16 protein-coding genes and 4 pseudogenes are annotated in these 22,514 nt (G+C 46.7%); 7 read left to right on the top strand and 13 right to left on the bottom strand.

Annotated features, from left to right (window positions below; translation table 11 throughout):
• The first annotated feature begins 420 nt into the window (after nucleotides 1-420).
• The 3 genes from QUB12_RS13540 to nadB all read left to right on the top strand — a co-directional run bounded on the left by QUB12_RS13540 (nucleotide 421) and on the right by nadB (nucleotide 4,043).
• A complete protein-coding gene (locus QUB12_RS13540; protein WP_333144021.1) occupies nucleotides 421-1,380 on the top strand; it encodes an adenylate/guanylate cyclase domain-containing protein in 960 nt (319 codons plus the stop codon).
• A 252-nt stretch (nucleotides 1,381-1,632) separates the two neighbouring features.
• On the top strand, nucleotides 1,633-2,067 hold the full coding sequence (gene psbU / locus QUB12_RS13535; protein WP_333144020.1) for a photosystem II complex extrinsic protein PsbU: 435 nt from the start codon (nucleotides 1,633-1,635) through the stop codon (nucleotides 2,065-2,067).
• A 323-nt stretch (nucleotides 2,068-2,390) separates the two neighbouring features.
• A complete protein-coding gene (gene nadB / locus QUB12_RS13530) occupies nucleotides 2,391-4,043 on the top strand; it encodes an L-aspartate oxidase (RefSeq protein WP_333307129.1) in 1,653 nt (550 codons plus the stop codon).
• A gap of 21 nt (nucleotides 4,044-4,064) precedes the next feature.
• Here nadB and QUB12_RS13525 read toward each other — a convergent pair whose 3' ends face one another.
• The 4 genes from QUB12_RS13525 to btpA form a co-directional block, all read right to left on the bottom strand.
• Nucleotides 4,065-4,319 (bottom strand): hypothetical protein, encoded by a 255-nt coding sequence (locus QUB12_RS13525; RefSeq protein ID WP_333287790.1) that lies wholly within the window; start codon nucleotides 4,317-4,319, stop codon nucleotides 4,065-4,067.
• 568 nt (nucleotides 4,320-4,887) lie between these two features.
• Nucleotides 4,888-7,023 carry a CHASE2 domain-containing protein gene (locus QUB12_RS13520; RefSeq protein ID WP_445300666.1) on the bottom strand — a complete coding sequence of 712 codons (2,136 nt, stop codon included), beginning with the start codon at nucleotides 7,021-7,023 and terminating at the stop codon, nucleotides 4,888-4,890.
• A 476-nt stretch (nucleotides 7,024-7,499) separates the two neighbouring features.
• The gene (locus QUB12_RS13515; RefSeq protein ID WP_333144016.1) at nucleotides 7,500-8,423 is read right to left on the bottom strand and encodes a vitamin K epoxide reductase family protein; all 924 of its coding nucleotides are present in this window, start codon (nucleotides 8,421-8,423) and stop codon (nucleotides 7,500-7,502) included.
• Nucleotides 8,424-8,635: 212 nt separating this feature from the next.
• Complete coding sequence (gene btpA, locus QUB12_RS13510) at nucleotides 8,636-9,523, bottom strand: photosystem I biogenesis protein BtpA (protein WP_333104508.1); 888 nt, start codon at nucleotides 9,521-9,523, stop codon at nucleotides 8,636-8,638.
• Nucleotides 9,524-9,739: 216 nt separating this feature from the next.
• On the opposite strand from btpA, the pseudogene QUB12_RS13505 reads away from it, so the two are divergent.
• Nucleotides 9,740-9,871, top strand: a pseudogene (locus QUB12_RS13505) (helix-turn-helix domain-containing protein); the annotation flags it as partial.
• Between the two features lie 16 nt (nucleotides 9,872-9,887).
• Here QUB12_RS13505 and QUB12_RS13500 read toward each other — a convergent pair.
• Both QUB12_RS13500 and QUB12_RS13495 read right to left on the bottom strand, forming a co-directional pair.
• Nucleotides 9,888-10,337 carry a transposase gene (locus QUB12_RS13500; protein WP_333144028.1) on the bottom strand — a complete coding sequence of 150 codons (450 nt, stop codon included), beginning with the start codon at nucleotides 10,335-10,337 and terminating at the stop codon, nucleotides 9,888-9,890.
• A gap of 43 nt (nucleotides 10,338-10,380) precedes the next feature.
• Nucleotides 10,381-11,103 carry a transposase gene (locus tag QUB12_RS13495; protein WP_333144015.1) on the bottom strand — a complete coding sequence of 241 codons (723 nt, stop codon included), beginning with the start codon at nucleotides 11,101-11,103 and terminating at the stop codon, nucleotides 10,381-10,383.
• A gap of 114 nt (nucleotides 11,104-11,217) precedes the next feature.
• Here QUB12_RS13495 and QUB12_RS13490 point away from each other — a divergent pair.
• Nucleotides 11,218-11,325: pseudogene (locus QUB12_RS13490) on the top strand (zinc ribbon domain-containing protein); the annotation flags it as partial.
• A 651-nt stretch (nucleotides 11,326-11,976) separates the two neighbouring features.
• A complete protein-coding gene (locus QUB12_RS13485; protein ID WP_333144014.1) occupies nucleotides 11,977-12,963 on the top strand; it encodes a GDSL-type esterase/lipase family protein in 987 nt (328 codons plus the stop codon).
• 409 nt (nucleotides 12,964-13,372) lie between these two features.
• Here QUB12_RS13485 and iscB (QUB12_RS13480) read toward each other — a convergent pair.
• The 4 genes and pseudogenes from iscB (QUB12_RS13480) to QUB12_RS13465 all read right to left on the bottom strand — a co-directional run.
• Nucleotides 13,373-14,116, bottom strand: a pseudogene (gene iscB / locus QUB12_RS13480) (RNA-guided endonuclease IscB); the annotation flags it as partial.
• 135 nt (nucleotides 14,117-14,251) lie between these two features.
• The gene (gene ltrA, locus QUB12_RS13475; RefSeq protein WP_333144013.1) at nucleotides 14,252-16,018 is read right to left on the bottom strand and encodes a group II intron reverse transcriptase/maturase; all 1,767 of its coding nucleotides are present in this window, start codon (nucleotides 16,016-16,018) and stop codon (nucleotides 14,252-14,254) included.
• A 704-nt stretch (nucleotides 16,019-16,722) separates the two neighbouring features.
• A pseudogene (gene iscB, locus QUB12_RS13470) lies at nucleotides 16,723-17,253 on the bottom strand (RNA-guided endonuclease IscB); the annotation flags it as partial.
• A gap of 384 nt (nucleotides 17,254-17,637) precedes the next feature.
• Entirely contained in the window at nucleotides 17,638-18,690 is a 1,053-nt protein-coding gene (locus QUB12_RS13465; protein ID WP_006635844.1) for a Gfo/Idh/MocA family protein, read from the bottom strand.
• Nucleotides 18,691-19,196: 506 nt separating this feature from the next.
• On the opposite strand from QUB12_RS13465, the gene QUB12_RS13460 reads away from it, so the two are divergent.
• On the top strand, nucleotides 19,197-19,871 hold the full coding sequence (locus QUB12_RS13460) for a PEP-CTERM sorting domain-containing protein (RefSeq protein WP_333144012.1): 675 nt from the start codon (nucleotides 19,197-19,199) through the stop codon (nucleotides 19,869-19,871).
• A 272-nt stretch (nucleotides 19,872-20,143) separates the two neighbouring features.
• Here QUB12_RS13460 and QUB12_RS13455 read toward each other — a convergent pair whose 3' ends face one another.
• The 3 genes from QUB12_RS13455 to def form a co-directional block, all read right to left on the bottom strand.
• Entirely contained in the window at nucleotides 20,144-21,481 is a 1,338-nt protein-coding gene (locus tag QUB12_RS13455; protein ID WP_333144011.1) for a PrsW family glutamic-type intramembrane protease, read from the bottom strand.
• A gap of 177 nt (nucleotides 21,482-21,658) precedes the next feature.
• On the bottom strand, nucleotides 21,659-21,859 hold the full coding sequence (locus QUB12_RS13450) for a hypothetical protein (RefSeq protein WP_199292547.1): 201 nt from the start codon (nucleotides 21,857-21,859) through the stop codon (nucleotides 21,659-21,661).
• On the bottom strand, nucleotides 21,859-22,419 hold the full coding sequence (gene def, locus QUB12_RS13445) for a peptide deformylase (protein ID WP_333144010.1): 561 nt from the start codon (nucleotides 22,417-22,419) through the stop codon (nucleotides 21,859-21,861). The genes QUB12_RS13450 and def overlap by 1 nt, the downstream gene beginning before the upstream one ends.
• Between the last annotated feature and the right edge of the window lie 95 nt (nucleotides 22,420-22,514).

Here is a 22,514-nt window from a genome sequence, read left to right as displayed (position 1 = left end):
CGAATCAATAACTTAAAATTCAGGAAAATAAGCTTCCTTTCTGAGATTCATGCGAAACTTGGGTTTCAGGAATGGTGTTAAAAGATTTCGGACTTGTGTGTACAGGCTAGCCGCCTAGCCAGAGAGCCATTTTCCCTCTTTTTTCTGGCCCATCAAAATAAATAAAAGTTGTCTTCGCTCCGGGGCAGGCAGTATTATCAGGTACAATCTTGGTAGACAGTCTGTTTTTACGGGCTGCTTTGGTAGATGGAATCATAAATACCTTCGCTCGCTCGATCGAATTTATGGTTGACCACTCCTGGAGGGGCTAGGTGCATCGACGATGGACTAAAAAATCTAAAATCTGAAGTCTCAAATCTCAAATCGGTTAATTTTGTGTCGTTTCTAGGACTGTTGTGACGAGTGCAACCCAATCCACATATGGTACTTCGCACAGAAGGCGGCAATCGCTACTTGCCGCTCTCCGGCAGCAATTGCTGGACAGTAGGGCGGAGCGATGACAATAATTTTGTACTGACAGATCGCTGGATTTCCCGTAATCACGCGATGTTACAGCAAATGGAGACAGGAGAGTTCTACCTGATCGACTTGGGCAGCCGCAATGGTTCCTTTGTCAACGGGCGGCGGGTCAGTATTCCTGTCACTCTCAGAAATGGCGATCGGATTATTTTCGGTCAAACCGAATTGGACTTCTACAACCCAACCGCTGGCCACCGACACGAGCCAATACACGAGACAGACTCTGAAGATTTTACGGCGACTTTGACGGTGCGTAGCCTGATTAGCGTCATGGTAATGGACATCCGAGACTTTACAGTTTTGACTAGGCAGCTAGACGAAACCCTCCTCTCGGAAGTTATCGGCAATTGGTTCCGCAAAGCAGGACAGATCATTCGCGAACACGGCAGTTGGGTGGACAAATACATCGGTGATGCCATCATGGCCGTCTGGTTCCACAAAACCAGCGATGTCAGCAGCGAGGAAATGATGCGGATTTGCCAAGCTTTGAGCGAACTGCACAAGGCAACAGACGAACTCAGCAGCCGTTACCCCCTGCCTTTTCCTTTGCGAGTCGGCGCCGGCATCAATACCGGTTATGCAATGGTGGGAAATTCTGGCAGCAGCGACCGCTCGGACTATACCGCCTTGGGAGATACTGTAAACGCAGCATTTCGCCTGGAATCTTGCACCAAGCAACTCGGCAAGGATATCGCTGTGGGACAAACTACCTACAAATACCTGACGCAATTGGGGGCCCAGGGCGCTTTCGAGCAGCACACTGTTTCTTTGAAGGGTTACGAGAATCCCAGCGTGGCTTACGGCGGTACTTATGCTGACTTGAACGCTTTTCTCAAAAGCAAAGGAAAGAGTTCTCGATAGCTAGAAAATTGGGTGCAGGGCAAAAATTAACCCTTTAAAATGGCAGTCCGAGTTTTTAATTTGGAGTGCCTTTGATAAACTTGCCTGCGATGCTTAAAAAGCCGATTATATCATATATCCTCAGATTTGTCAATACCTAAAGGTAAATTTTATAACAGATATCTGCCTGCTGCGGATTTGTCTGAAAAACTGCATAAGCAAAATGGTAGTCTCTACATAAATGCTGTGTATGAAATTGGGAGACAAAACTTCATGAAACGATTGGGTCGTCTATTGGCAGTATTGGGCTTAGTGCTGGGCTGCTTTGCATGGGCTGGAGACCAAAGCGCGATCGCGGCGTCATTAAGCCGTATCGTCTTGCCATCATCCTCGCTCCTAGCTGTTGAAGCTCCGGCTAGAACCAATCGCGCCGATGAGAAGCTTGCCACAGAATACGGCAAAAAACTTGATTTGAACAACAGCGCCGTCCGGGACTTTCGCCAATATCGAGGGTTGTATCCCACTTTAGCTGGACTAATTATTAAGAACGCTCCTTACGAAAAAGTTGAGGACGTACTCAACATTTCAGGTTTGACGGAAGCTCAGAAAAAAGTGCTGCAAGCTAACTTGGACAAATTCACCGTAACTGATGTCGAATCAGTCTTTATTGAAGGAGACACCAGGTTGAATAACGGTCTCTACGACTAGGTAGCAGCGGGCCTCATTTGAAGGCAGAAGTCATTGGGCAGAAGGCAAACGGCCGAAAGAAAAGATTTTTTTTCTCTTAGGCTGATGACTTCTGCCTTTAATTTATCAAGACTTACTTTCAACCACCATTCGGCAAAAGCCGACCAAAATTCGCTAGATTGAAATCAGCGGGTTCCCCTGATTCATCTAAAATCTAAAATCTAAAATCTAAAATCTAAAATCCCTTGACTGACATTAGTTCAAGTCCCCAGATTCATCTGTAGACTCAATTCTAAAATCTAAAATCTAAAATCTAAAATCTAAAATCGACTGGCGGCAGACTTATGACTGACAAATTTGACGTATTGGTAATAGGTGCTGGCGCGGCCGGTTTGTACACGGCACTTTGCCTGCCAGAACATTTGCAGGTGGGCTTGATCAATAAAAATACCCTGCCTGTTTCTGCCAGCGATTGGGCTCAAGGAGGGATTGCCGCAGTGATCGCCCCTGAAGATTCCGCAGCGCTGCACGTTCAGGATACACTGGCTGCGGGAGCCGGTCTTTGCGATTTAGATGCGGTGAAATTTTTAGTCGAGGAAGCTGGTGCTTGCATTGACTCCCTGGTGAAAATGGGCGTTGCATTCGATCGCACCGGCCCAGATTTAGCCCTCACCCTAGAAGCCGCCCACTCCCGCCGCCGAGTTCTCCACGCCGCCGACACTACGGGCAAAGCCGTTATCAGTACGCTGACAGCAAAAGTATTGAGCCGCAAAAACATTCAACTCGTATCTCCTGCCTTTGCTTTGAGTCTGTGGCTAGACGAAACCGGGCGCTGTCAGGGCATTAGCTCGATTTGCGGTTCACAAGTCAAGTGGCTGCAGGCCAAAGCGGTGGTGCTGGCGACAGGCGGCGGCGGACAGGTTTTTGCTCAAACGACCAATCCGTCGGTAAGTACCGGGGACGGGGTGGCAATTGCGTGGCGCGCCGGGGCGCTGCTGCGAGATTTAGAATTTGTGCAGTTTCACCCGACGGCGCTGAGCACAGCGGGCGCGCCTCGGTTTCTCATTAGCGAAGCGGTGCGGGGAGAAGGAGCTCATTTGGTTGACAGTAAGGGATATCGCTTTGCTTTTGACTCTCACCCCAGCGGGGAACTCGCCCCTAGGGATGTTGTCAGTCGCGCTATTTTCCGCCACTTACAAAAAACGGGGGAACCTCATGTTTGGCTGGATTTGCGCCCGATTGCGGTCGATCGACTGCGCTACAGGTTTCCGAATATTATTCAAGTGTGCGCTGATTGGGGAATTGATATTTTTTCCGAACCGGTGCCGGTGACGCCCGCAGCCCATTACTGGATGGGAGGGATTGTCGCTGACAAGTTTAACCAAACTTCGATTCCGGGTTTGTACGCGGTGGGAGAAACTGCGAGCACGGGGGTACACGGCGCTAATCGGTTGGCGAGCAATTCGCTGCTGGAATGTCTGGTTTTTGGGGCGCAGATGGGACTTTTGCAGCTAGAAGGTGGAAGACCCGAGGCATTCGCCGATCGGTTCGAGGCAGGGGAAATTTGGGAAAAATCGATTTCTGAAAAGGACATTGAGGCGATCGAAAGGTTGCGGGTCGAATTGCCGAATTTGGTGTGGCAGAGTGCGGGAATTTGCCGAGGACAGCGGGATTTGGAAAGTGCGATCGTCCAACTTGAGATTTGGCGGCAAGAATTTGCTTCCTTGCCTTTGAGTCAAACGCTTGATAATTTACAGCCCGGACAAATTATTGATTTTTCCCCTGCTGAGACGGAGAATAGCTCGATTTTGCGAAATTGGGGAGAAGTTGGGAATTTATTGGATATCGGCTATTTAATTGTCAAAAGTGCTGCGTTTCGCACCGAAAGCCGCGGCGGTCACTACCGGGTGGACTATCCTCTCACCGAGCCGAATTGGTGCCGCCATACTTTAATTAACCAATCCAATTGGTACAAATCTCCGCGAATAGAAGATTGAAAATTGATTGAAAATTTGGGGTCAGCGCGTTCCCGTACCGTCACTTTTGGGGCTCCCGTTCGGGTCTGGTTCGTATTGTTGGGGATTTCCCAACCTAGAGGTTGGTGTAACTGTCCCAACTCTGGGGATCTCGCCCGTGCTACGGGCTTTTGTGAAATTGCTAGTTGAGTTGCTGGCAAGTCGAGCCGCATTTGCGGTGCCGACTATATTCACTTGCAGGCAGGCAGCCAGGGTTGCCGTTTTTGTGAGCTGAATCAAAGTACGCATAGTATTCACAGCCTTATTCAAATCATCGCAATATATCCACGTCTGTACCACCTATTATATCTGTCAATTTCCGTATTTCCACTGATATCTTTACATTTACTTTAATTAACTTTCGTAAGTTTACATAATTTTTTTTATATTAAGGCTTTTTGGCGACTTGAATTTGGTTTCAGGTTGTGATTTATTTTAATATTTTGTAACATTTAGATGAGACGGCAAGTTGCTCTCATAAGTTTTATCTTTTGCTAAATCTATCTAATGACAGATGACAGATGAGAGGCTTTTAAATTATGTGATTTTAGATTTCACTACTTTGGACATTTTTTGGAACGGTTTCAAAAAGCTTAGAGGGCTTACAGTCTAAGGAGCGAGCTATTTTTTGAAGTGATCTGCACAGGGGACGCCTGAAATAATATCTCCCTCACGGCCCAATTAGGGTTTGATGTCTAAAAATTGCTCAAATTTTGTCTGAAATAATTGAGATTTTAAATAAAAAAATTGAATAATTACAAATGAGTTATCAATATCGGGGTGGGGACTTTACCTACAGTTGTATTATGTTTTTAACTAATCTTAATTAATAAAAGTGATATTGATTTTTCCCGCGTTCCTTAGCACGATACATCGCAACATCGGCATTCTTAACTAAAATATCTGGCTCTTGACCGTCAATGGGATATAAACCAATGCCAATACTTGTAGTTACAGAAACTGTATGTTCTTCTAAAATAAAAGGCTGCATGATGGCGTCGCAAATTTTTTCCGCTACTTTGGCAGCTTCCTCGCGACCTGGAATTGCGGGCAAAATGACTGTGAACTCGTCGCCGCCCAACCGCGAGATGGTATCGCTGCCCCGCAAGCATTTTTTGAGCCGACTGGCAACTGTTTTTAAGAGTAAATCGCCCACATTGTGTCCGAGAGTGTCGTTGATTGATTTAAATCCATCTAAATCTAAAAACAGTAAAGCTACCAATTCCTGATTGCTGGAGGCTATTTCTAGAGAGGAATGCAAGCATTCGTAGAACATTTGGCGGTTGGGCAAACCGGTAAGAGCATCGTGATAAGCTTGGTGGCTGAGCTCAGCATTTTTTTGTTCTAGGGCATTTTGCCGAAGTTGGCGCTCGGTAATATCTCTAATTGCTCCGACTAAAAATAGGTTGCCGGCAGCATCTTTATGCAGGGATCTTTTAGTCGCAATTAGATGCGTAATTCCGTGAGCGTCAGTAAAATATTCTTCATTTTCTCGCGGCTGGTGAGTTTGAAATACTAATTCGTTTTGCTGCCAAAATATCTCGGCTTCGGCTTGGGGAAATAAATCGTAATCGGTTCGGCAAGTTAAAATTTCTAAAGGATAGCCAATAAACCGACAATATGCCTGATTCAAAACTACGCAGCGGTGATTTCGATCTTTGACAAAAATGGGGTCAGGAATTGTATCGATTAGCGATTGTAAAAATTCTTTAGACCGTTTTAATTCTTCTTGCAAGTGAGCCAGATAACCCACAACAGCAGCACCAGAACCCACAACACTGAGGATTGGAGGAATTAACGGTAGCCACCAACCTGCTAAAAATGCTAAGTATAAACTGGCACTCAGACCTAGACAGATACTTAATAAACAGTAAGCCGATCGACCAAGCGATCGCAAATTCCAACTCACATTTGCTCCCGCCCAAGACCACAGTAAAATCCACAGCAACTCCGCAGCCTCTGGCCAGACATTGATACCCGCGCGCCCGTCCAGGGCTGCACTCAAAATTTGGCTCAAGAAATGAGCCTGAAGCTCAACTCCCGGTATTTGCTGGGGAGGACCAAACCAACCGGAACTGTAAGAATTTTGGTAAAAGTCTTTGAGGCTGGGGGCATTGGAGCCGATCAAGACAATGCGCGATCGTACAAAATCAGCAGGTACTTTGCCAGAAAGCACATCGCCCATCGATGCAGTGCGAAAACTGCCTCGCGGGCCGCGCAGGTTGGTCAAAATTTGATAGCCACGGCTGTCCGATCGAACGTAAGCACCGTCATTCGGTTGAAAAGGCCGAAAAACCCCCTTGCCTAACTGCAAGTATTTAGGATTGACTCTGGCTCGTTGAGGGGAAATCCCTTCGCTTTTGAGGTAAAGCAAAGCCAGTCTGAGTGCGAAACTTTGATGAGTTTTGCCGTCTCCGGGCCAAGCGTAGAGCAAAGTTCGCCGCACTTTTGAGTCAGCATCGATAACAACGTTGTTGAAACCGATTCGATCGAGCTTGTCAAGTACCGGAGGCGGGCGAACTCCTAACCTAGTTTCGTCTGGCATCAACTCAATGCCGATTAAGTTGGGAATAGTTTTAAAAGTTTTGAGCAATTCGGCGTTACCCGGTTGAGTTGGCAAATCTCGGTAAATGTCGAGGCCGATCGCCCGCGGCTTGCCAGCGTGCAATTTTTGCAGCAATTGGGCCAAGGCAGCATCCGAAATTGGGTAGCCGTATTTTTGCAAGTCAGCTTCCTTAATTTCTACAATGACGATGCGCGAGTCAATGGGTTCGGCCGGCCGCCAGCGCACAAAGTGGTCGAAAGCAGCCCATTCCCACACCTGCAAAAATCCGAACCAGCGCATTACAATCACCGTACTAGCAACGGCACTCGCAGTAATCAATACTCGGCGTTCTCGATCGACCCATTTTTTGATAGTTTTTAGCATATTTTGGGGATTTGGGCCTCGCCCTTTGAGCATCTAAACTACTACTACCTATAGGTTTTACATCTTCGGGGCCAGTCGATTTTAGATTTTAGATTTTAGAATATCCAATTTTTTGGTTTTTCGGTGCGGGCGAGTCGATTTTAGATTTTAGATTTTAGATTTTAGAATATCCAATTTTTTGGTTTTTCGGTGCGATCGGGATGCAACAGCAGAAACCGGGTCTCGCAACCAAAATATGTCATTTCAACAATCACTCTGGAAGCAGAAACCCGGTTTCTTGCATTTTTATGTAAAAGTTCTAGTATTTATTCGCTGCTCTAAATACTAGAGACCCACAAATTGTTTTAAACTTTTTCGTTCTCACTAATTTTTACTATTTTTTTATTGATTATAGATGCGAGATTTTAGATTAATTTCGCCGCACGAGCCACCTATAAACTAGGTTAAAAACCAGGATATTTCCTGCCCATTAATCTAAAATCTGTCATCTATAATCTCAAACTTTCCTGTTAGTTTGGAAAGTTGCGGGAACCCGTGTAACCCGATAAATCAGCGAGTTTATCCAAAGATTGTGTCCCCGCGTAAAACTGACCATTAATCTCCCAAGTCGGGAAACCTTTAACATTCGCCGCAGCAGCTTGGCAAATTTCAGCGCGGGAATTTTGTCCCCTGGGATCGCATTCAAAATAATCTATTATTTTGGCTGCTTCTTTGCCGAACAGCATTTTTTGGTCGTGGCAGTGGGGACACCAGTAAGCGCCGTACTCTTTAGCGCCGATTTGTCGGAGGTGGCGGGCCAAAGCAATTTGTGCCGGGCCGGAGGTGGTAGTGACGGCAGGGGGTGCAATTCCGGGGGTAGAGACAATAGGAGGAGGTGACTTGACGCTGTTATAAAGTCCCAAGGCGCCGATAGAACTCACCATTGCCACCAAAATGCCTGTAAACACCAACTGTCCGATATCTTCCCACTCGCGCCCGACTAGCACCAGGACAAACAGCGACAGCGCAAATAAGGCAGAAGTGACGCAGTAAATGCACAGATCCTGAATTTCAAAAGCCATCAAATACATCAAATAGCTGCTGAAAATTACCATCGCAGCGGTGATGATAAATAGCGCTTGCCAAGTGTTTTTTTCGAGTTGAGAGTGCAGTCCTTTATTGGTGGCGGGATTTACAGCTTTGGGAGCCAATGCCAGGATTGCTATGCTCAGGTAAGCCAGACAGCCTAACAAACTTAAAGGCACTGTGCCAAAGACTGTGGCGTAGGGACTGTTGAGAACTTTGTCGCAGCCGCTGGTGGGACAAATGACCGAGCCATTCGTGAATTTAGCGATCGTGAGATAGGCCGTTTCTACGACGCCTATGGCTGCGATCGCTGCCATCACAGTCCTAGACCAGCGATGAATCCAAGGGGTTGAACGTCGGCGAATCATTTTTTGATTTGGTAATTTGGGAATTGGGAATTGTTGACTGTTGACTCTTGACTAATGACTGTTGACTGTTGACTGTTGACTGTTGACTGTTGACTGTTGACTAATGACTGTTAATTGTTAACTAATGACTGATGACTGATAACTGATGACTACTGACTACTGCCAACTGCCAACTGACTACTGCCAAGAGTCAACAGTCAACAATTCCTATTTTACGTTTTACTTGTGACTTTGCCCGGTTCCGGTGTTGGCCCTCTTGAGCCATTAGCATCTCTATTTTCCTGTTCGGGATCTTTCTGTGACAAGCTGCGGCGGGCGGCTTCTACAAACTGACTGACGCGGATCGGATCTATAGGCTGCTCGATGCGGCCGTTTCGCTTCAGGGAACTCGATACGATTACGCCGTCAGCGGCCTGCATGAGGGTGGAAATGTTTTCCCACGAGGCGCCGCTGCCGATGAAAACTGGAATTCCTGCAGCAGCAGCACTCGCGAGTTCTAAGTCTTCGAGATTGGGAGGGCTACCAGTTGTCCAGCCGGAAAGGATTACGGCGTCGGCTAAAGCTCGCCCGATCGTCTCTTGGACGGCTGTGGTCAAGTTGGGGCTGCCTAGGGGTCGCCCGTGCTTGACTAACACGTCTGCTAATATTTTGACATCGCTGCCCAATTCCCGGCGGTAGCGCAGTAGCTGGTGAGCTTGGCCTTCAATTAAGCCTTGGTCTGTAGCCATGATGCCGTTGAGGACGTTGACGCGGATGAATTGAGCTCCTGTGCAGGAGGCGATGGCGATCGCGCTGTGGGCGTCGTTTCGCAGCACGTTAACGCCGATCGGCAGCGTCACGAGATTTGTTAGCCTCTCGACTACCAGAGTCATGGCACTTACCACAGCCGGATCTACGCTGTCTTTGGCAAAAGGAGCGTCGAAAAAGTTCTCGACAATGATACCGTTTGCGCCACCAGAAGCCAGCGCTGTAGCCTCTTGCTCGGCTCTTCCGATAATAGCTTTGAGGTTTCCGCCCCAGCGGGGAGAAGTTGGCAAAGGCTGTAAATGTACGACACCGATTATGGGATTCGGCGTTTTGAATATTTGTTTTAAGTCCACGGATTTTCCTGAAACCACCAAGTTCACTGACGGCTGACGGCGGATTTTGACGGTATATTCTAGAATTCTATAGCAAATATGCTGAGAACCCCGTGTCTTTAGACCGGGGATGAAAGCTAGAGGCAGGCTTTAGCCTGCAAGTTACCTTGCATTGCTTTGCTTGTCGTTGACTCTACAAAAGCCTACTCTATTTTGTAGATCCAGGGAAAACGAGCAATGTTAAACCTTAATTACGAGTACAAATTGAAGCCAACTGCAGAGCAAGCTCAAGAAATTGAGCGGGTTCTAATGGTTTGTCGCAAGGTTTGGAACTACGCTTTGCGGGAACGCAAGGACTGGATCAACTCTCTTGACACTCCCCGCCCTATAAGGACGGGGATTCTTTCATCGCCGGGAGCGCAATCGCTTTACCCTCAGAAAGCATCTTGACCGTGTGTCCCACGGCTGCAAGTCCTCGAATGAGAACTACTTGAGCGGCTGCAACGTCTCTATCCGTCCTATAGCCACAATGTTGGCACGAATGAATACGCTCGGATAGCGCTTTCTTGCCCGTCTCGACTAAGCAGTTAGGACATATCTGACTGGTTTTCTTGCTGTCAACATTAAGAAAGAACACTCCGCGTTTGCGACAGCACTGCTCTAATACTTGAAAAAATTGTCCCCATCCAGCGTCTAAGCAGTGCTTCCCTAAGAAGCCTCGCACTAGACCTTTAAGTTTCAAATCTTCCACAAATATCATCCCCGCCCAATCGCAGAGATTGTGAGCTACGAGCCAGTAGTAGTTTTTCCGAGTATTTGCAATTCGTTCGTGCAGTTTGCTGACTTTAACTTGCGCTTTCTTGCGGTTATTCGACCCCTTAACTTTTCAAGGGTACTCTCTGTTGCAGTAATCTAAGCTTGCGTTCGAGCGAATTGAAAGGTCTGGGATTGGGGAACAACTTACCGTTAGAAACCGCAGCAAAGTGACTGATTCCAACGTCTACTCCAAGCGCTTCGCCATGTGGCATGACATCTGGAACGGATACATCCCACTGCAATGTCAACATGGCAAACCATCCGCTAGCACGTCTGACTATCCGAACCTGTTTTAGCTTGGCGCTATCAGGAATAGAACGCGATTGGCGCAACTTGAGCCAGCCAATTACAGGTAGCTTGATAGCGCCATCTCTTACGGCATCTATCCCAACTTGAGGAAAAACGAAAGAGCGCATGGTTCCACTCTTCTTGAATCGAGGGAAACCATGTCCTTGCTCCCACATACTGACGAATGCTTGTTCTAACCGACGAAGCGTCTGTTGTAGAACTTGAGATTGCACTCGCTGTAGGTTGCCAGAAGTTTTCCTATAGGCTGTTAATGTCTTGCATTGACTGGCATAAGTAGGGCGTTTGGTTTCTGCTGGAATGATGTATTCGGACTGGAGAGAACAAGCATTTATCTGACAGCTACGAGATTTAAACCAATCTTTGCGTTCGGCTAATGCATAGTTGTAGACGCGCCGACATTGTTCGAGCCAGTCTTCAAATCGGGCAACTTGGGCTGATGTGGGTTTGAGTTTGTATTCGTATGTCAGACTAAACACTTGCATCACCTCCTCTATTTACTATAGCTTAAAAAACGTTGCATCGCTTCTTAAGCTATAGTATTTAAAGAGAAAGCCGTCAAGCCAAGGACGGGGCTTTAAACCCAATTTTTCGGTAAAAAGGAGCTTAAAGAAAGACTCCACCAATGCCCTGAGTGTGGTTACACGACGCATAGAGACGTAGCAGCAGCTCAAGTTATCCGCTTTTCAAGGATTGTCTGAGGAGGGACGCTTCTTGGACATTAGACCTCTTGCAAAAATAACTAGGACGGGCTCTTCGGTCCATCCCACAAGAGTTATTTTTTCTTGTGGGATGGGCCGAAGAGCCCGTCCAATAAATTTATGAAAAGGACTTTTGCAAGAGGTCTATTAAAGAAAATGCTTGTGGAGACGGTCTGACGGGGACTGGCAACGGTCTAGTTAAGAGTCGCGGAAGCAAGAAGAAGAAAGCTTGAGGGTGTGGCCCCGGCCCACCCTCAAGCAGCCTTTAAGAATCCCCGCGCTGGTCTGCCGGGGAGTACGTCAAATCCACGGGGGCGATTCGGATGACTCGATCGCGCGGTCAGGTCGGTAAAAGCCCGAAGCCATGCCATTTTAGATTTTAGATTTTAGATTTTAGATTTTGCAATTGCCACCTACTACTTACCTGACTCAAAGACGGATAAACAGCTAGAAGACAAAAGTCGCCGACAGCAAAAAATTTTAGACATCACGGATCTGTCCCAGATTCATCTGTGGAGTCAATGCTTTAATCTTTAATCTTTAATCTCAAATCGACTGACTACAATCGGGGTTGAAAGCTTGACTGCAGTTGCATTCTTTTTTATACCTTGGTGTCGGCAGGGGTTTTTCCTTCTCTATCGAGGTTAAGTGGTGAAAGTTGTTCTCATAATTTTGGCTGTCACCGCAGGATTGGGGGCGGCAATCGAAGTGCTGCTGCGGGTGCTGCTGGGTTTTGGCAATCCCTTGATTTACATTGCCGATGCCGAGTGCGGCTATTTGTTGGCGCCCAACCAAAAGGTGCGCCGCTTGGGCAACCGGATTGAGATTAACGAGTATTCGATGCGTACAGGAGCGATCGCCCCGATCGCCCCTCCTGAAACTCTGCGCGTCTTGCTGTTGGGAGATTCTGTCGCCAACGGCGGTTGGTGGACACATCAGACAGATACGATCTCGGAAATTATGGCTCGGAATTTGAGACTGCAAGTACAGCATCTGGCGAGCGATGCACAATTAGGTTCAAAAGTCAACTATTTAAATTTTGAAGTTCTCAATGCCTCAGCCAATTCTTGGGGGCCGAGGAATCAACTTGCTTACGCCAAGCGGTTCGGTGTTTTTGGGGCAAAGGCTTTGGTTTTGCTGCTCAATACGGACGATTTGTTTGCATCGGCTCCTTGTGATCTGGTTGTGGGGCGCGATCGATCTTACCCGGATCACAAACCCCGATCGGCTACGCTAGAGTTATTGAGCCGCTACCTGCTACCTGCTGTGCCGACTCCTCAATTGGCAGCACCCGAAGCCACAAGCGGCGATGTAGTAGGCTGCAACTTAGAGGCTATTCGCCAAATCCATAAAATAGCTGTATCCGCCAACATCGAGTTTTTGCTAGCCGTCACGCCCAAGCGGGGCGAACTCGGCGGCCCAGGCCCTCGCGACTGGGAAGTCAAAGCTAGAGCGCGTCTCGCCGAACTCGTAGAAACAGAGAAAATTACTTACATAGATTTTCTTCCCATTTTCAATTGTGCGGCCGAATTTCCAACTTTGTATCGAGACAGCATTCACCTGAGTCCTCAAGGAAATCAGCTAGTTAGCAAAATCATCAGTCATCAAATAGCCGCTCTTTTTTGGCATAAATCGTGACTTCACCTAAAGACGGATACTTGCCCACGACTCCTGTTGTCGAGAGCAAAAAAGTTGAAACCTTAGTTCAAGCCCCCAGACTCATCTGCAGAGTCAATCGATTTTAGATTTTAGATTTTAGATTTTAGATTTTAGAATTGAAGCATTGACTTGCGCGAGATAAATTCGGGGGCAAGTTTCATCGGATACAGGTTGTTTATTTCACCGGTCCTGAGTCTGCTTTCGGAATGAATCCGGGGGCTTATATCCTGGATGCTTTTGGTCGATCTAAAGTCTAAAATCGTTCGACTGAGCGCAACTCGACGCACGCGCTCGCCGAACTTCTCACCAAAAAACGAGCGAGAAGCCCCTGGCGACCGACTTGGGTAGGAAAGCGGTAGCGACTTCAGTCGCCTTGAAGTTACTTTCTTCAAAATGCGTAGCTATAGCCATCTTTTTTGTGAATTGGACTGCAATATTTATAACCAATACCTGCGACTCTTTCAGACTTGGTTGCGATATCAAAACTACCTGAAGCACCGCAGAGAACCCGCCCTACATAGCAGCCGATTTTCTTCCCTGCGGTAACGGTTGCACTGACAATATCGCCAGTCTGAAACCCTTTGTGGATTTGCACTCTGGATTTGTGCCGAGTAGGAAAGCCATACCTATTGGTACCGCACATCTGTCGTGTCCCATGCCCTTTTGCTGTAATCAGTAACGGCTTTGAGGTTAAGACTTCGAGTGTGTCAAAGTTAGCTACACACGCAGCATCAAGCCAGTGCGATTTGGGCAACCCTAATCGATTGCGATTGAACTTAGTTTGCCCGCCCGTACCAGTAGTGACAGGTAATCCCGTCTCTTTAAGTGCATTGAACAACCCCCATCGGGTTGAGTTGACTGCTGCAGCATCTTTGAGTGGTAGTTTTGCCTGTTTGAGGATGCGGTTTAGCACGTCGGGTTTAGTCGCTAGAAATGCCCGAACATCCTGATTACCTTTCTTTTGATTGCAATCGTGACAAGCAAGCGTCAAATTGGAAACTCTGTCAGAACCACCTCTTGACTTAGCTTGAATGTGTTCAATCTCAAACGGTACATTTTCAACCGAGCAATAAGCGCACTGCCGATTCCATTTTGCCAAGAGATACTGCCGGACTTCGTAACCCTGCAATTCGTTAGAGTCGAACGGGGAATCACTTCCCCGAACTCTCTTGCAAAACTGGACGTGAGACTTTCGCCTCATCCAGCTCCTCACTGATTTGGCACTTGTCATGTGAACCTCGTTCCCTTCTGTTGGGGGGTTAGGGGATTAAAAAGGGTGGTCATCAATCCATTCCTCGATAATACTTATATCCCTATCGGCTTTGGTTAGCCGAGATTTGGCGTGGAGTTGGTCGTGACAGTGTTTATGTACTAAGCCCAGATTATCCCGCTTGTTGTTTTTGTGATTGCTATCTTTGTGATGAATTTCGGCAAGCGAGTCAGGACTGAAGTATAATCCGCAATATTCGCATTTTCCGCCCTGTATTTTTAGCAACTCGGATAGTTGCTTTTTCACTCCAGGGTAGTCTCCCTTTCGGGCGCTCCAATATATCCAGTCACCGTCGTATGGACTCTTAACGCCCTCAACTTTTGTGTGGCGGACAACCTTTGTGTCTGAGTGATTTATGAGGAATAAACCCTCTTGAGTAGCAAATACCCACTTCCTGTTATCTATTGACTTCCATTCTTTTGAGGATTTACCACTATGACGTTTATGACGGCAACTAGCCCATCCTCTGAGTTGCTTGTAAGTGATGAAGTCAGCTTTTTGGAATGTATCTTTGCTTGACTGTCCTCTGTAATAGTTACACCACCCCCTTATGACCGGGTTTAGTCTAGATATTAAGGCTGCTTTGGGAGCATTCTTATGTCCTTCTATGATGATGCCTATTTTTGATGTCTGCAACTTTAGCGCCTCTTTGGATGGGGTGATGATGGTTTTATAACCGCGCTTTGACGCATTTCTTCCTACCTCGAATTGTCTGATATTAAACCCAAGGAAATTAAACCCTGTTGTTGTGTTCAGGGTATGTGTGATTGGCGTCTTTTCGGGTTTTAATTCCAAACTCATGTCTTTTAGCCAGTCTACTGTAATCTGCTGACACTTTTGGACGATTGCTATATCTTCATGTAAAACCACAAAATCATCGGCATATCTGACTACTCCAAGGGATGACCTTTTATCCTTTTTACCCATTGTTTTACCATTGGGATATCTGAGAGTGATGGTTTCTATGTATTGGAGTAGCCTCTTCTCTAACCCGTGTAGGGCAATATTTGCCAGTAGTGGCGATATCACGCCTCCTTGTGGTGTTCCCTCAAGTGTTTGGCTGGTTACTTTCTTTTGCTTGCGGTTAGCGTATCCGCTCCAGTCAATCACCCCCGCTTTCAACCAGCACTTGATTAGGCGTCTTATGGTGGGGGATGTATTCAGTTTTTTCAGCAGTGCCTCGTGGTTGATTCGGTCGAAGCATTTAGCTATATCAGCATCAAGTACCCATTTTGGTTTTTTGTTGATGCTGGCATATATTGCTTCTATCGCATCATGACATGAGCGCCCTGGTCGGAAGCCGTAGCTATTAGGTTCAAACTTAGCTTCCCATTCTGGCTCTAGAGCAGCTTTTACTAAGGCTTGGGATGCCCTATCGTGCATTGTAGGGATTCCTAATGGGCGTTTTTCTGTCCTTCCAGGTTTGTCAATCCAAACTCTTCGGACTGGTTTTGCTTTGTAGGAGTAATTTAATTGCCTCAGTTGGTTTGCAAGTGCCATACGTTGCTTGGGGGTTAGACTACTTACCCCGTCTACGCCTGCCGTTTTCTTGCCCTGATTTTCCTGAGTCACCCTTCGCACGGCTAGCATTCTAGCCGACTTCGACTTCATCAACGTTTTTTGCAGCCTGCGGACTGTTCGATTCTCTCCACGTTGAGAGGCTTGATAGATTCGCTTTTGGAGCTTGAAGACTGTCCGCTCTAGCTTTCGCCAGTCGGTTATCTCCCATTCCACAGTTGTCTTGATTGACTCTGTATTAGACATTTGAACTCTGAATCACAACTCTATCTTCCAAATCAATGTGTGAACGTCTGCGTATCCCTCCTATTACGCGAGGGCTTTAGCTTCTTTCACAATCCCACTTTTACATATCATGCGGTTAGCAACCTGCTCAGGTATCGACCTCACTGAGAGATATATAAAAGTTACTTCGTTCCTAATGACCATTTGTTTGAGATTTTAGAGCGGTGCTATCCACCGAGGTTGTGGGAAGTGCTTGCTAAACGACAAGGTACCCGTTTAGCTCCCTTAAACCTATGGACTTTTGTCACTCCCAGTGTTGCCTCATGGCTTCAGTCTGTTTTCACTGGTTATACCTAACGATGGTTAGTAGCACCTTCGCTGTACGCTGCTCATAATCTCTTGCTAGAGGGGATTATCAGGCAGACTCCTGGCTTACCCTCATTTTTACTACCCCTTGCACGAATTACCTGTCGGATTGCTAGTCTGATGGGCTTGGGTAGCGCTTTCAACTCAGCACCTAAGCGGTAGGACTTGTTATTATGGAGGTCAACTTGTTATGGCTTATCTCCAACCTGCTATCTTTGCTTTTGGCTCAGCAGGGACTCACCTACATGGTCATTAAGTTGTCAAGGTTCTTAGTTTCAGTCAATACAATAGACTGAGAGCCTTGCTCTCCATACACTTCAGGCGGCTAAACCTTCCATTTTCGGAGAAACGAATCGCACTCCTTGCTGATACATAACACCTGAGATTTCAGGGTTTTGCATTAGTTGCAAATCGAATCGCACTAGCTCTTGAACAATGCTGGCAATGGGTGCAAATCGAATCAACTTGCGAACCCATGTGAGTGTTGTTTCGACCCGATGCTGTAAGGATGGAGCTAGCCAACCATCAGGACGGGTGCGATTGAGGAATCGTGCCTGACGATACCGAGTTTTGCGATTGCGTCTTCCTCGCCTGAGTTGGCGACGAGACAGCAATGCTTCTTTAATTTGTTGTCCTCGATGTTGTAGTTCGGCTCCAAAGATTATCTTGTCGCTCTGCTTGAGGGCAATACCAGTAGTTTTAGAACCTGGATCGAGTTTGAGTTCTAACGGCTTAGGACTTGCGTCAACCTCTTTGTTCAAAATTATCGTAAAGGGAAATCGCCTGAAAACAGATGCTTTACCTGCGTTAAGTAATGAGCGCCCTACTCCTGGTTGACAGGGTGATAGCGGTCGCCCTTTAGTGTCTAGAACAAAAATAAAATTAGACATTTTTGCGTCTCTTCTACTTGCGTGTAATGTTAGCCTCGGCAATGTTTAATGAGCTTGTTCGGCTAAAAGCACTGTCTTAACCCGTTAGAACTGTTTAACTTTTAGCGACAGGGCAACGAACTGGCTACGCATTCGTTGGTGTCATGACTCACAAAACGGAGTCCTCAAAGGACTTAGCCAGGGGAAGGTTTGGCTTGTTCCATCCCGCTCGAAGAGCCGGACAGTCTATAAGCCCCTAGCTTTAGCTATGGGGTTCCTGACGCCGAATTGTCCAATCTCAAATCGGCTGACATCGAATCCGGTTGCATGGGAACAGTTACCCTCTTCAACGAACAACAAACCCAAACTGTAAAAGCACCCGGAAACGACACGATTTGTCTGGATTTAGCTAACTTGCAAAGTAGACTCTAGCTCTTTCGGATACCAAGCTTGACCGTCGAGAGCCATTTGCTCAATCAAACTCGCAAGCCGCAGAGCTTTGAGAGCTTGTTCTCCTCCCACAGAAGGCTGATTTCCACCCCGCACGCAATTAATAAAATGCTCCAATTCTGCGTGGAGCGGTTCAATATTGCTGGTGTAAACTTTCTCGATCAACCCATCTTGACGGTAAAGCACCTGACCGTAATCCGTCACGTAATTGGCGGTTGTTTGCCGGTGAATCAAGATTTCGTTGTTGAGAAAATCTGCCTCTGTCAGAGAATTCTTGCAGTGAGCCACGATTGAACGGAGTTTGCGGTGCGTCACCTTACTGGCAGTCAGGGTGGCGACAATGCCGTTAGCAAAGTTCAACGTCGCTGTCACGTAGTCTAAATAACCTGAATCTGAGGCCCTGCTGCCGCTGGCGGTCAGCTTCACCACTTGGGAATCTGCCAATTCCAAAAGCAAGTCGATGTCGTGGATCATTAAATCCAAAACTACCGATACGTCGTTAGCCCGCTGGGAATAGGGACTCATCCGGTGAGCTTCCAATGCCAGTAACTCTTCAGTTTTCAGCACTTTGCCAAGTTCCTGAAAAGCTGGATTGAAGCGCTCGATGTGACCCACTTGTAAAATCCGGTGGGCCTCAGCAGCCGCGTTGACCAAAGATTCGGCTTCGGCAATGCTAGCCGCGATCGGCTTTTCAATTAAAACGTGAACACCCGCTTGGAGACAAGACATCCCCACAGGGTGATGCAGGCGAGTTGGAACGGCGACGCAAACTGCATCTACGTGGGCGAGCAAATCTCGGTAGTCTTCAAAGAAGCGAACCCGGTATTTGCTTGCTACATCTATTCCCCGCTCTACATTTATGTCTGCAACACCGACGAGTTCGATATCTTTTAGCAAGCTCAGAACTCGCGTGTGATGCTGGCCCATATTGCCAACCCCAATCACCCCAATGCGGAGGGGTTCGGGTTGACTTCGCTGGGCGAAAACGTTTGCGTATCCCAATGACATCCTATCTAGCACTCCTGGATTCTCCTCCACCACCACAGGAATCAAGCCCCTTGGCTTCCCTCAGCTACTCACAGCCATCCAGATAGTACCACAGTCAAACTATTTGTGAAGAATTTCTAAGTTCAGTTGCGATTATCGCATCAGGCCATTAAGCAGAAGCGAATCATACACAAGGGCCGAATACTGGGACAAAAGGTCTGGAAATTGCGTATTGACAAAATCTATTAAATGTGTATCAGCCTTGGGACGATCGTCCGCAGCATCGCAACAACACAAACCCGTCGAAATATTTGGCGATTACGATCAAACATTTTTCTGGTTTCTGTTCAAAAGTAATAGTGAAAGTAATAAATTATACAAATACAACAGATGACTTATCCGTATTACTTCGGTTATTTACATTCCGCAATCTTGGAATTCAAAAAAATTTACTTTAAGAATGCGGATAATTACGGGCGATCGCTCACTCAAATAAACTAGACTTACGTAAAGCTTAATAAAAAACAATGTGTCAAAAACAAAGGCTCAGATTAGGAAGTGCGATCGCTAGCACAATTTTAAGTTGTGCAGCGCTGTCATTAGCAGGAGTAGACCAAGCACAAGCAGCCGTCCTCACCTACTCTTTCAATATGGCACATAGTCTAGGTAACGGTTTTTTCAAGGTGAATAACTCCTCGCTTACAGGGATAGGATTGGAACAAGTTGCAGTTTCCGAGGGAAGATTCAACCCTTCTCTCATTGTTAACTATCTGGGACTAGAAGGCAAAAACTACTACAATTTGGCAGGGGCTACAGCTTTATTTTATCAAGGCGATTTTCGCGGACTGCAAGCACGCGGTGAGGACACTGCGACGAGAGAAATAATTATTCCTCCAGACGAACCATATGGACCTTTTTACGTCAAGTATCAGGGTAACGCATCTTGGTCTATAGCTTCGGTCGAGGAGTTCTCTTATAGGTGGATATCTGTTTTCACGGGGTATAGGGAGCTATATAGTATAGGCATAAACCCAGGCAGTGTAAATCTAGTTGACAAAGTGATAGCTTCAGATATCTCTGTTTCCTACGACCTAATGAAGACCGAAGCCGAACCAGTTCCCGAACCAATCACCGCTGCAGGGACTGCTTTAGCATTGGCAGGTTTAAGCTGGTTAAAACACAAGAAAAAAATGGCAGCTTGAAGTGCGATCGCACCTTAACAATTAAGCAGTCAGAAGCATTGGTAACAAGTTAAGACTTAATTGCATTTGTCAATCAGTAATATTACTCAAAAAACTGCTTTTTTAAGAGTGGAAAATTCACGATTTGAGAGAAAGTACGTATAAATATCATGGGAGGCATGATTCCTCAACCGCCCAAATCTCAGTTTTATGCCCAAATCCGAGTAAATGTTGAGCATAATTGCTGATTGACAAATGCTTTCTTAGCTTAAATTGTTACCAATGGTCAGAAGTCACTTTTCAGAAAATATTCGAGTTGCAAAATTTTGCTCTCGATTCGGAGACAGAGCTCTGGCTTTCAAAATCGCGGCTACCAAAAACGCATAGGACAAAACTCCCACCAACGCCAACAAAAGTACGCTGGCGGCTCCCGACGCATTCCACAAAGCGTGAAGTGCCGAAGCGCTGAAATAACCTACGCCCAAAATTTGCCAGCGCTTCCTGGGTTTGAGGGCGCTCAAACCGATAAAATATCCCAAATAGCCGCTGTAAGCCATGTGTCCGGCGGCGGAACCCAAAATGCGGGGAATTAGCAACTGCAATCCTACTAATTGTCCGGCGTCCGGCCCTGCTTGCAGGGTGACATTTTGGATGACATTGGGAACGTACTGTCCCAGAGTTTCTAACAGTGTAAACCCGACTGCCGAGGCACTTCCTAACAGAATTCCGTCTAAAGGTTCCCAAACGCCGACTCGATCGCGCCAGGGATTTTTCAGCCAATTTCCCAGCAACATGGCTCCCAAAACGGGCAGGGCTTTCAGCAATTCTTCCATCAGACCCGCCCCGAAAAACATTCTGGTCAAAAAAGGCAAAAAACTGATTGTTTCGCCTTCGATTGGCAGGCGACCGGGCAAAATTTCTCTAAATACGAATATAAATCCAATTAATAAGGGGCTGCTCAGAATCAGGACTGTAGCTAAAGCCGAACCAAGCAATACCCACCAAGGCTTGTGTTTGCCGCATAGTTGATAGATAAAGTAGTAAGCCGCACCGGCGAGGTAAGCTGACAGCAGCAAGTTGAATGCTGCGGAATTTCCAACGGCGACAAACATCGACACGACAACAATAACTGTGGCGATACCTGGATATAAGTAAGCTTTTTGGCTTAATTGTTTGCCAGTGGAGGCGATCGGGAATAATTGAGTTAAAGTGAGAGCGTCTTTTTCGCTACCAGCAAAATTGCCCGTTTGTGGTGCTCTTAATCCGGGTTGATTTTGGTAAGGGATTACGGGAGATTCAAATATAAATTCAGGGCCGTCAATACCGAGACTGATGCGATCGCCTGTTTCTAAAGTTTGGCAGCCAGAGAGCTTTTTTCCGTTGATATAAGTTCCGTTAGCGCTGTTGAGGTCGCAAATTTCCCATCTCGTCAAAGTACCCTGAGTTAGGGGACGGATCAGGGCGTGGCGACGGGAAACCATGCCGTGGGCGATCGACTCTAAAGCTATTTGACAATTGCGATCGCGTCCGATGACCCATTCCCCTTCTTCAGAAAGTTGGTACTTGGATACTGGGGTTTCCAGAGCATCTTTGGCTGGCACTTGTCGCAGAAATCCGATTTCATTAGTCATGAGTTATGAGTCATTAGTCATTAGTCATTAGTCATTGGTCATGAGCTCACGAGCTGTTAGCTGATGTTATTTTTGAGCAATCTTTATTCCACAGTTATTGGTTGTTAGCTGCTGACTAATTACTAATTACTAATTACTAATTACTGCTGACTAATGACTAATGACTAATAACTCTGCTTATAGATTTGCCCTGGCATCCTGAACGGCAGCATAGAAAAATATGCCAGTTAGCGGTACGCTCAGGGCGAGGATGATGCCCGTGACTAAATTGCCAAGTTGAGCTTCTCCCGATGACAGCTCAAAGATGGAGCCGACTGCCGCGATCGCAGTGATGCACGAAAGAGCTAATAGTAAACCACTTTTCGGAGTTCCTGCCATCATACTGATTTTACTGCCTTTGGCGAAAATTTCTGCTTGACTAATGCTTCATTCAGTGCCAGCTTGTTTTCTACTCTGTCTACAAACAGCACTCCGTTGAGGTGATCCATTTCGTGCTGAATTGCCCTCGACAGTAAATCTGTTGCTATCAGGGTTTGTGGGCGGCCGTATTCGTCGCGGTAGGAGACTTCAATGACTTCTGGGCGTTTGACTTCTAAATAAACTCCCGGAATGCTCAAACACCCTTCTTGCAAGATGCAGATATCGCTGCTGCTACTTTTGATGGTGGGATTGATCAAAACCATTGGGGGTGTGGCGGGGTTTTCCGGGTCGCAGTCGAGGACGATTACTTGTTTGTGGACTCCGACTTGGGGGGCTGCCAAACCGATGCCATCCGCACTGTACATGGTTTGCAGCATTTCTCGGACTAGCTGCCGAATTTCTGCATCGACGCTTTTGACGCGCTTAGCTGGCTGCCGCAGGACGCGATCGCCTAATGTGTGTATTGTTAGGGGCGGTTTTTCTAACTTTTTCTTTTCAATCAAGACCTGAGCCGTCATAGAACCTCGCGGGATGTTTGGAAACCCCCAACGAAAGCTGTTGGGGGAGGAAATTGGAACCAATACTATTATTTCCAATATTAATCTAATTGTGA

Origin of the sequence: Microcoleus sp. B7-D4, from assembly GCF_036705125.1 — a bacterium.
In the GTDB taxonomy this organism is placed as follows: Bacteria; Cyanobacteriota; Cyanobacteriia; order Cyanobacteriales; family Microcoleaceae; genus Microcoleus.
This window is presented reverse-complemented; position numbering and strand designations above follow the sequence as displayed.

Coding starts and splice junctions, on each gene's coding strand:
- QUB12_RS13460 (WP_333144012.1), top strand. CDS start 19,197: ATGTGTCAAAAACAAAGGCTCAGATTAGGAAGTGCGATCGCTAGCACA.
- QUB12_RS13450 (WP_199292547.1), bottom strand. CDS start 21,859: ATGGCAGGAACTCCGAAAAGTGGTTTACTATTAGCTCTTTCGTGCATC.
- psbU (WP_333144020.1), top strand. CDS start 1,633: ATGAAACGATTGGGTCGTCTATTGGCAGTATTGGGCTTAGTGCTGGGC.
- ltrA (WP_333144013.1), bottom strand. CDS start 16,018: ATGTCTAATACAGAGTCAATCAAGACAACTGTGGAATGGGAGATAACC.
- QUB12_RS13465 (WP_006635844.1), bottom strand. CDS start 18,690: ATGTCATTGGGATACGCAAACGTTTTCGCCCAGCGAAGTCAACCCGAA.
- QUB12_RS13540 (WP_333144021.1), top strand. CDS start 421: ATGGTACTTCGCACAGAAGGCGGCAATCGCTACTTGCCGCTCTCCGGC.
- QUB12_RS13515 (WP_333144016.1), bottom strand. CDS start 8,423: ATGATTCGCCGACGTTCAACCCCTTGGATTCATCGCTGGTCTAGGACT.
- nadB (WP_333307129.1), top strand. CDS start 2,391: ATGACTGACAAATTTGACGTATTGGTAATAGGTGCTGGCGCGGCCGGT.
- QUB12_RS13520 (WP_445300666.1), bottom strand. CDS start 7,023: ATGCTCAAAGGGCGAGGCCCAAATCCCCAAAATATGCTAAAAACTATC.
- def (WP_333144010.1), bottom strand. CDS start 22,419: ATGACGGCTCAGGTCTTGATTGAAAAGAAAAAGTTAGAAAAACCGCCC.
- QUB12_RS13455 (WP_333144011.1), bottom strand. CDS start 21,481: ATGACTAATGAAATCGGATTTCTGCGACAAGTGCCAGCCAAAGATGCT.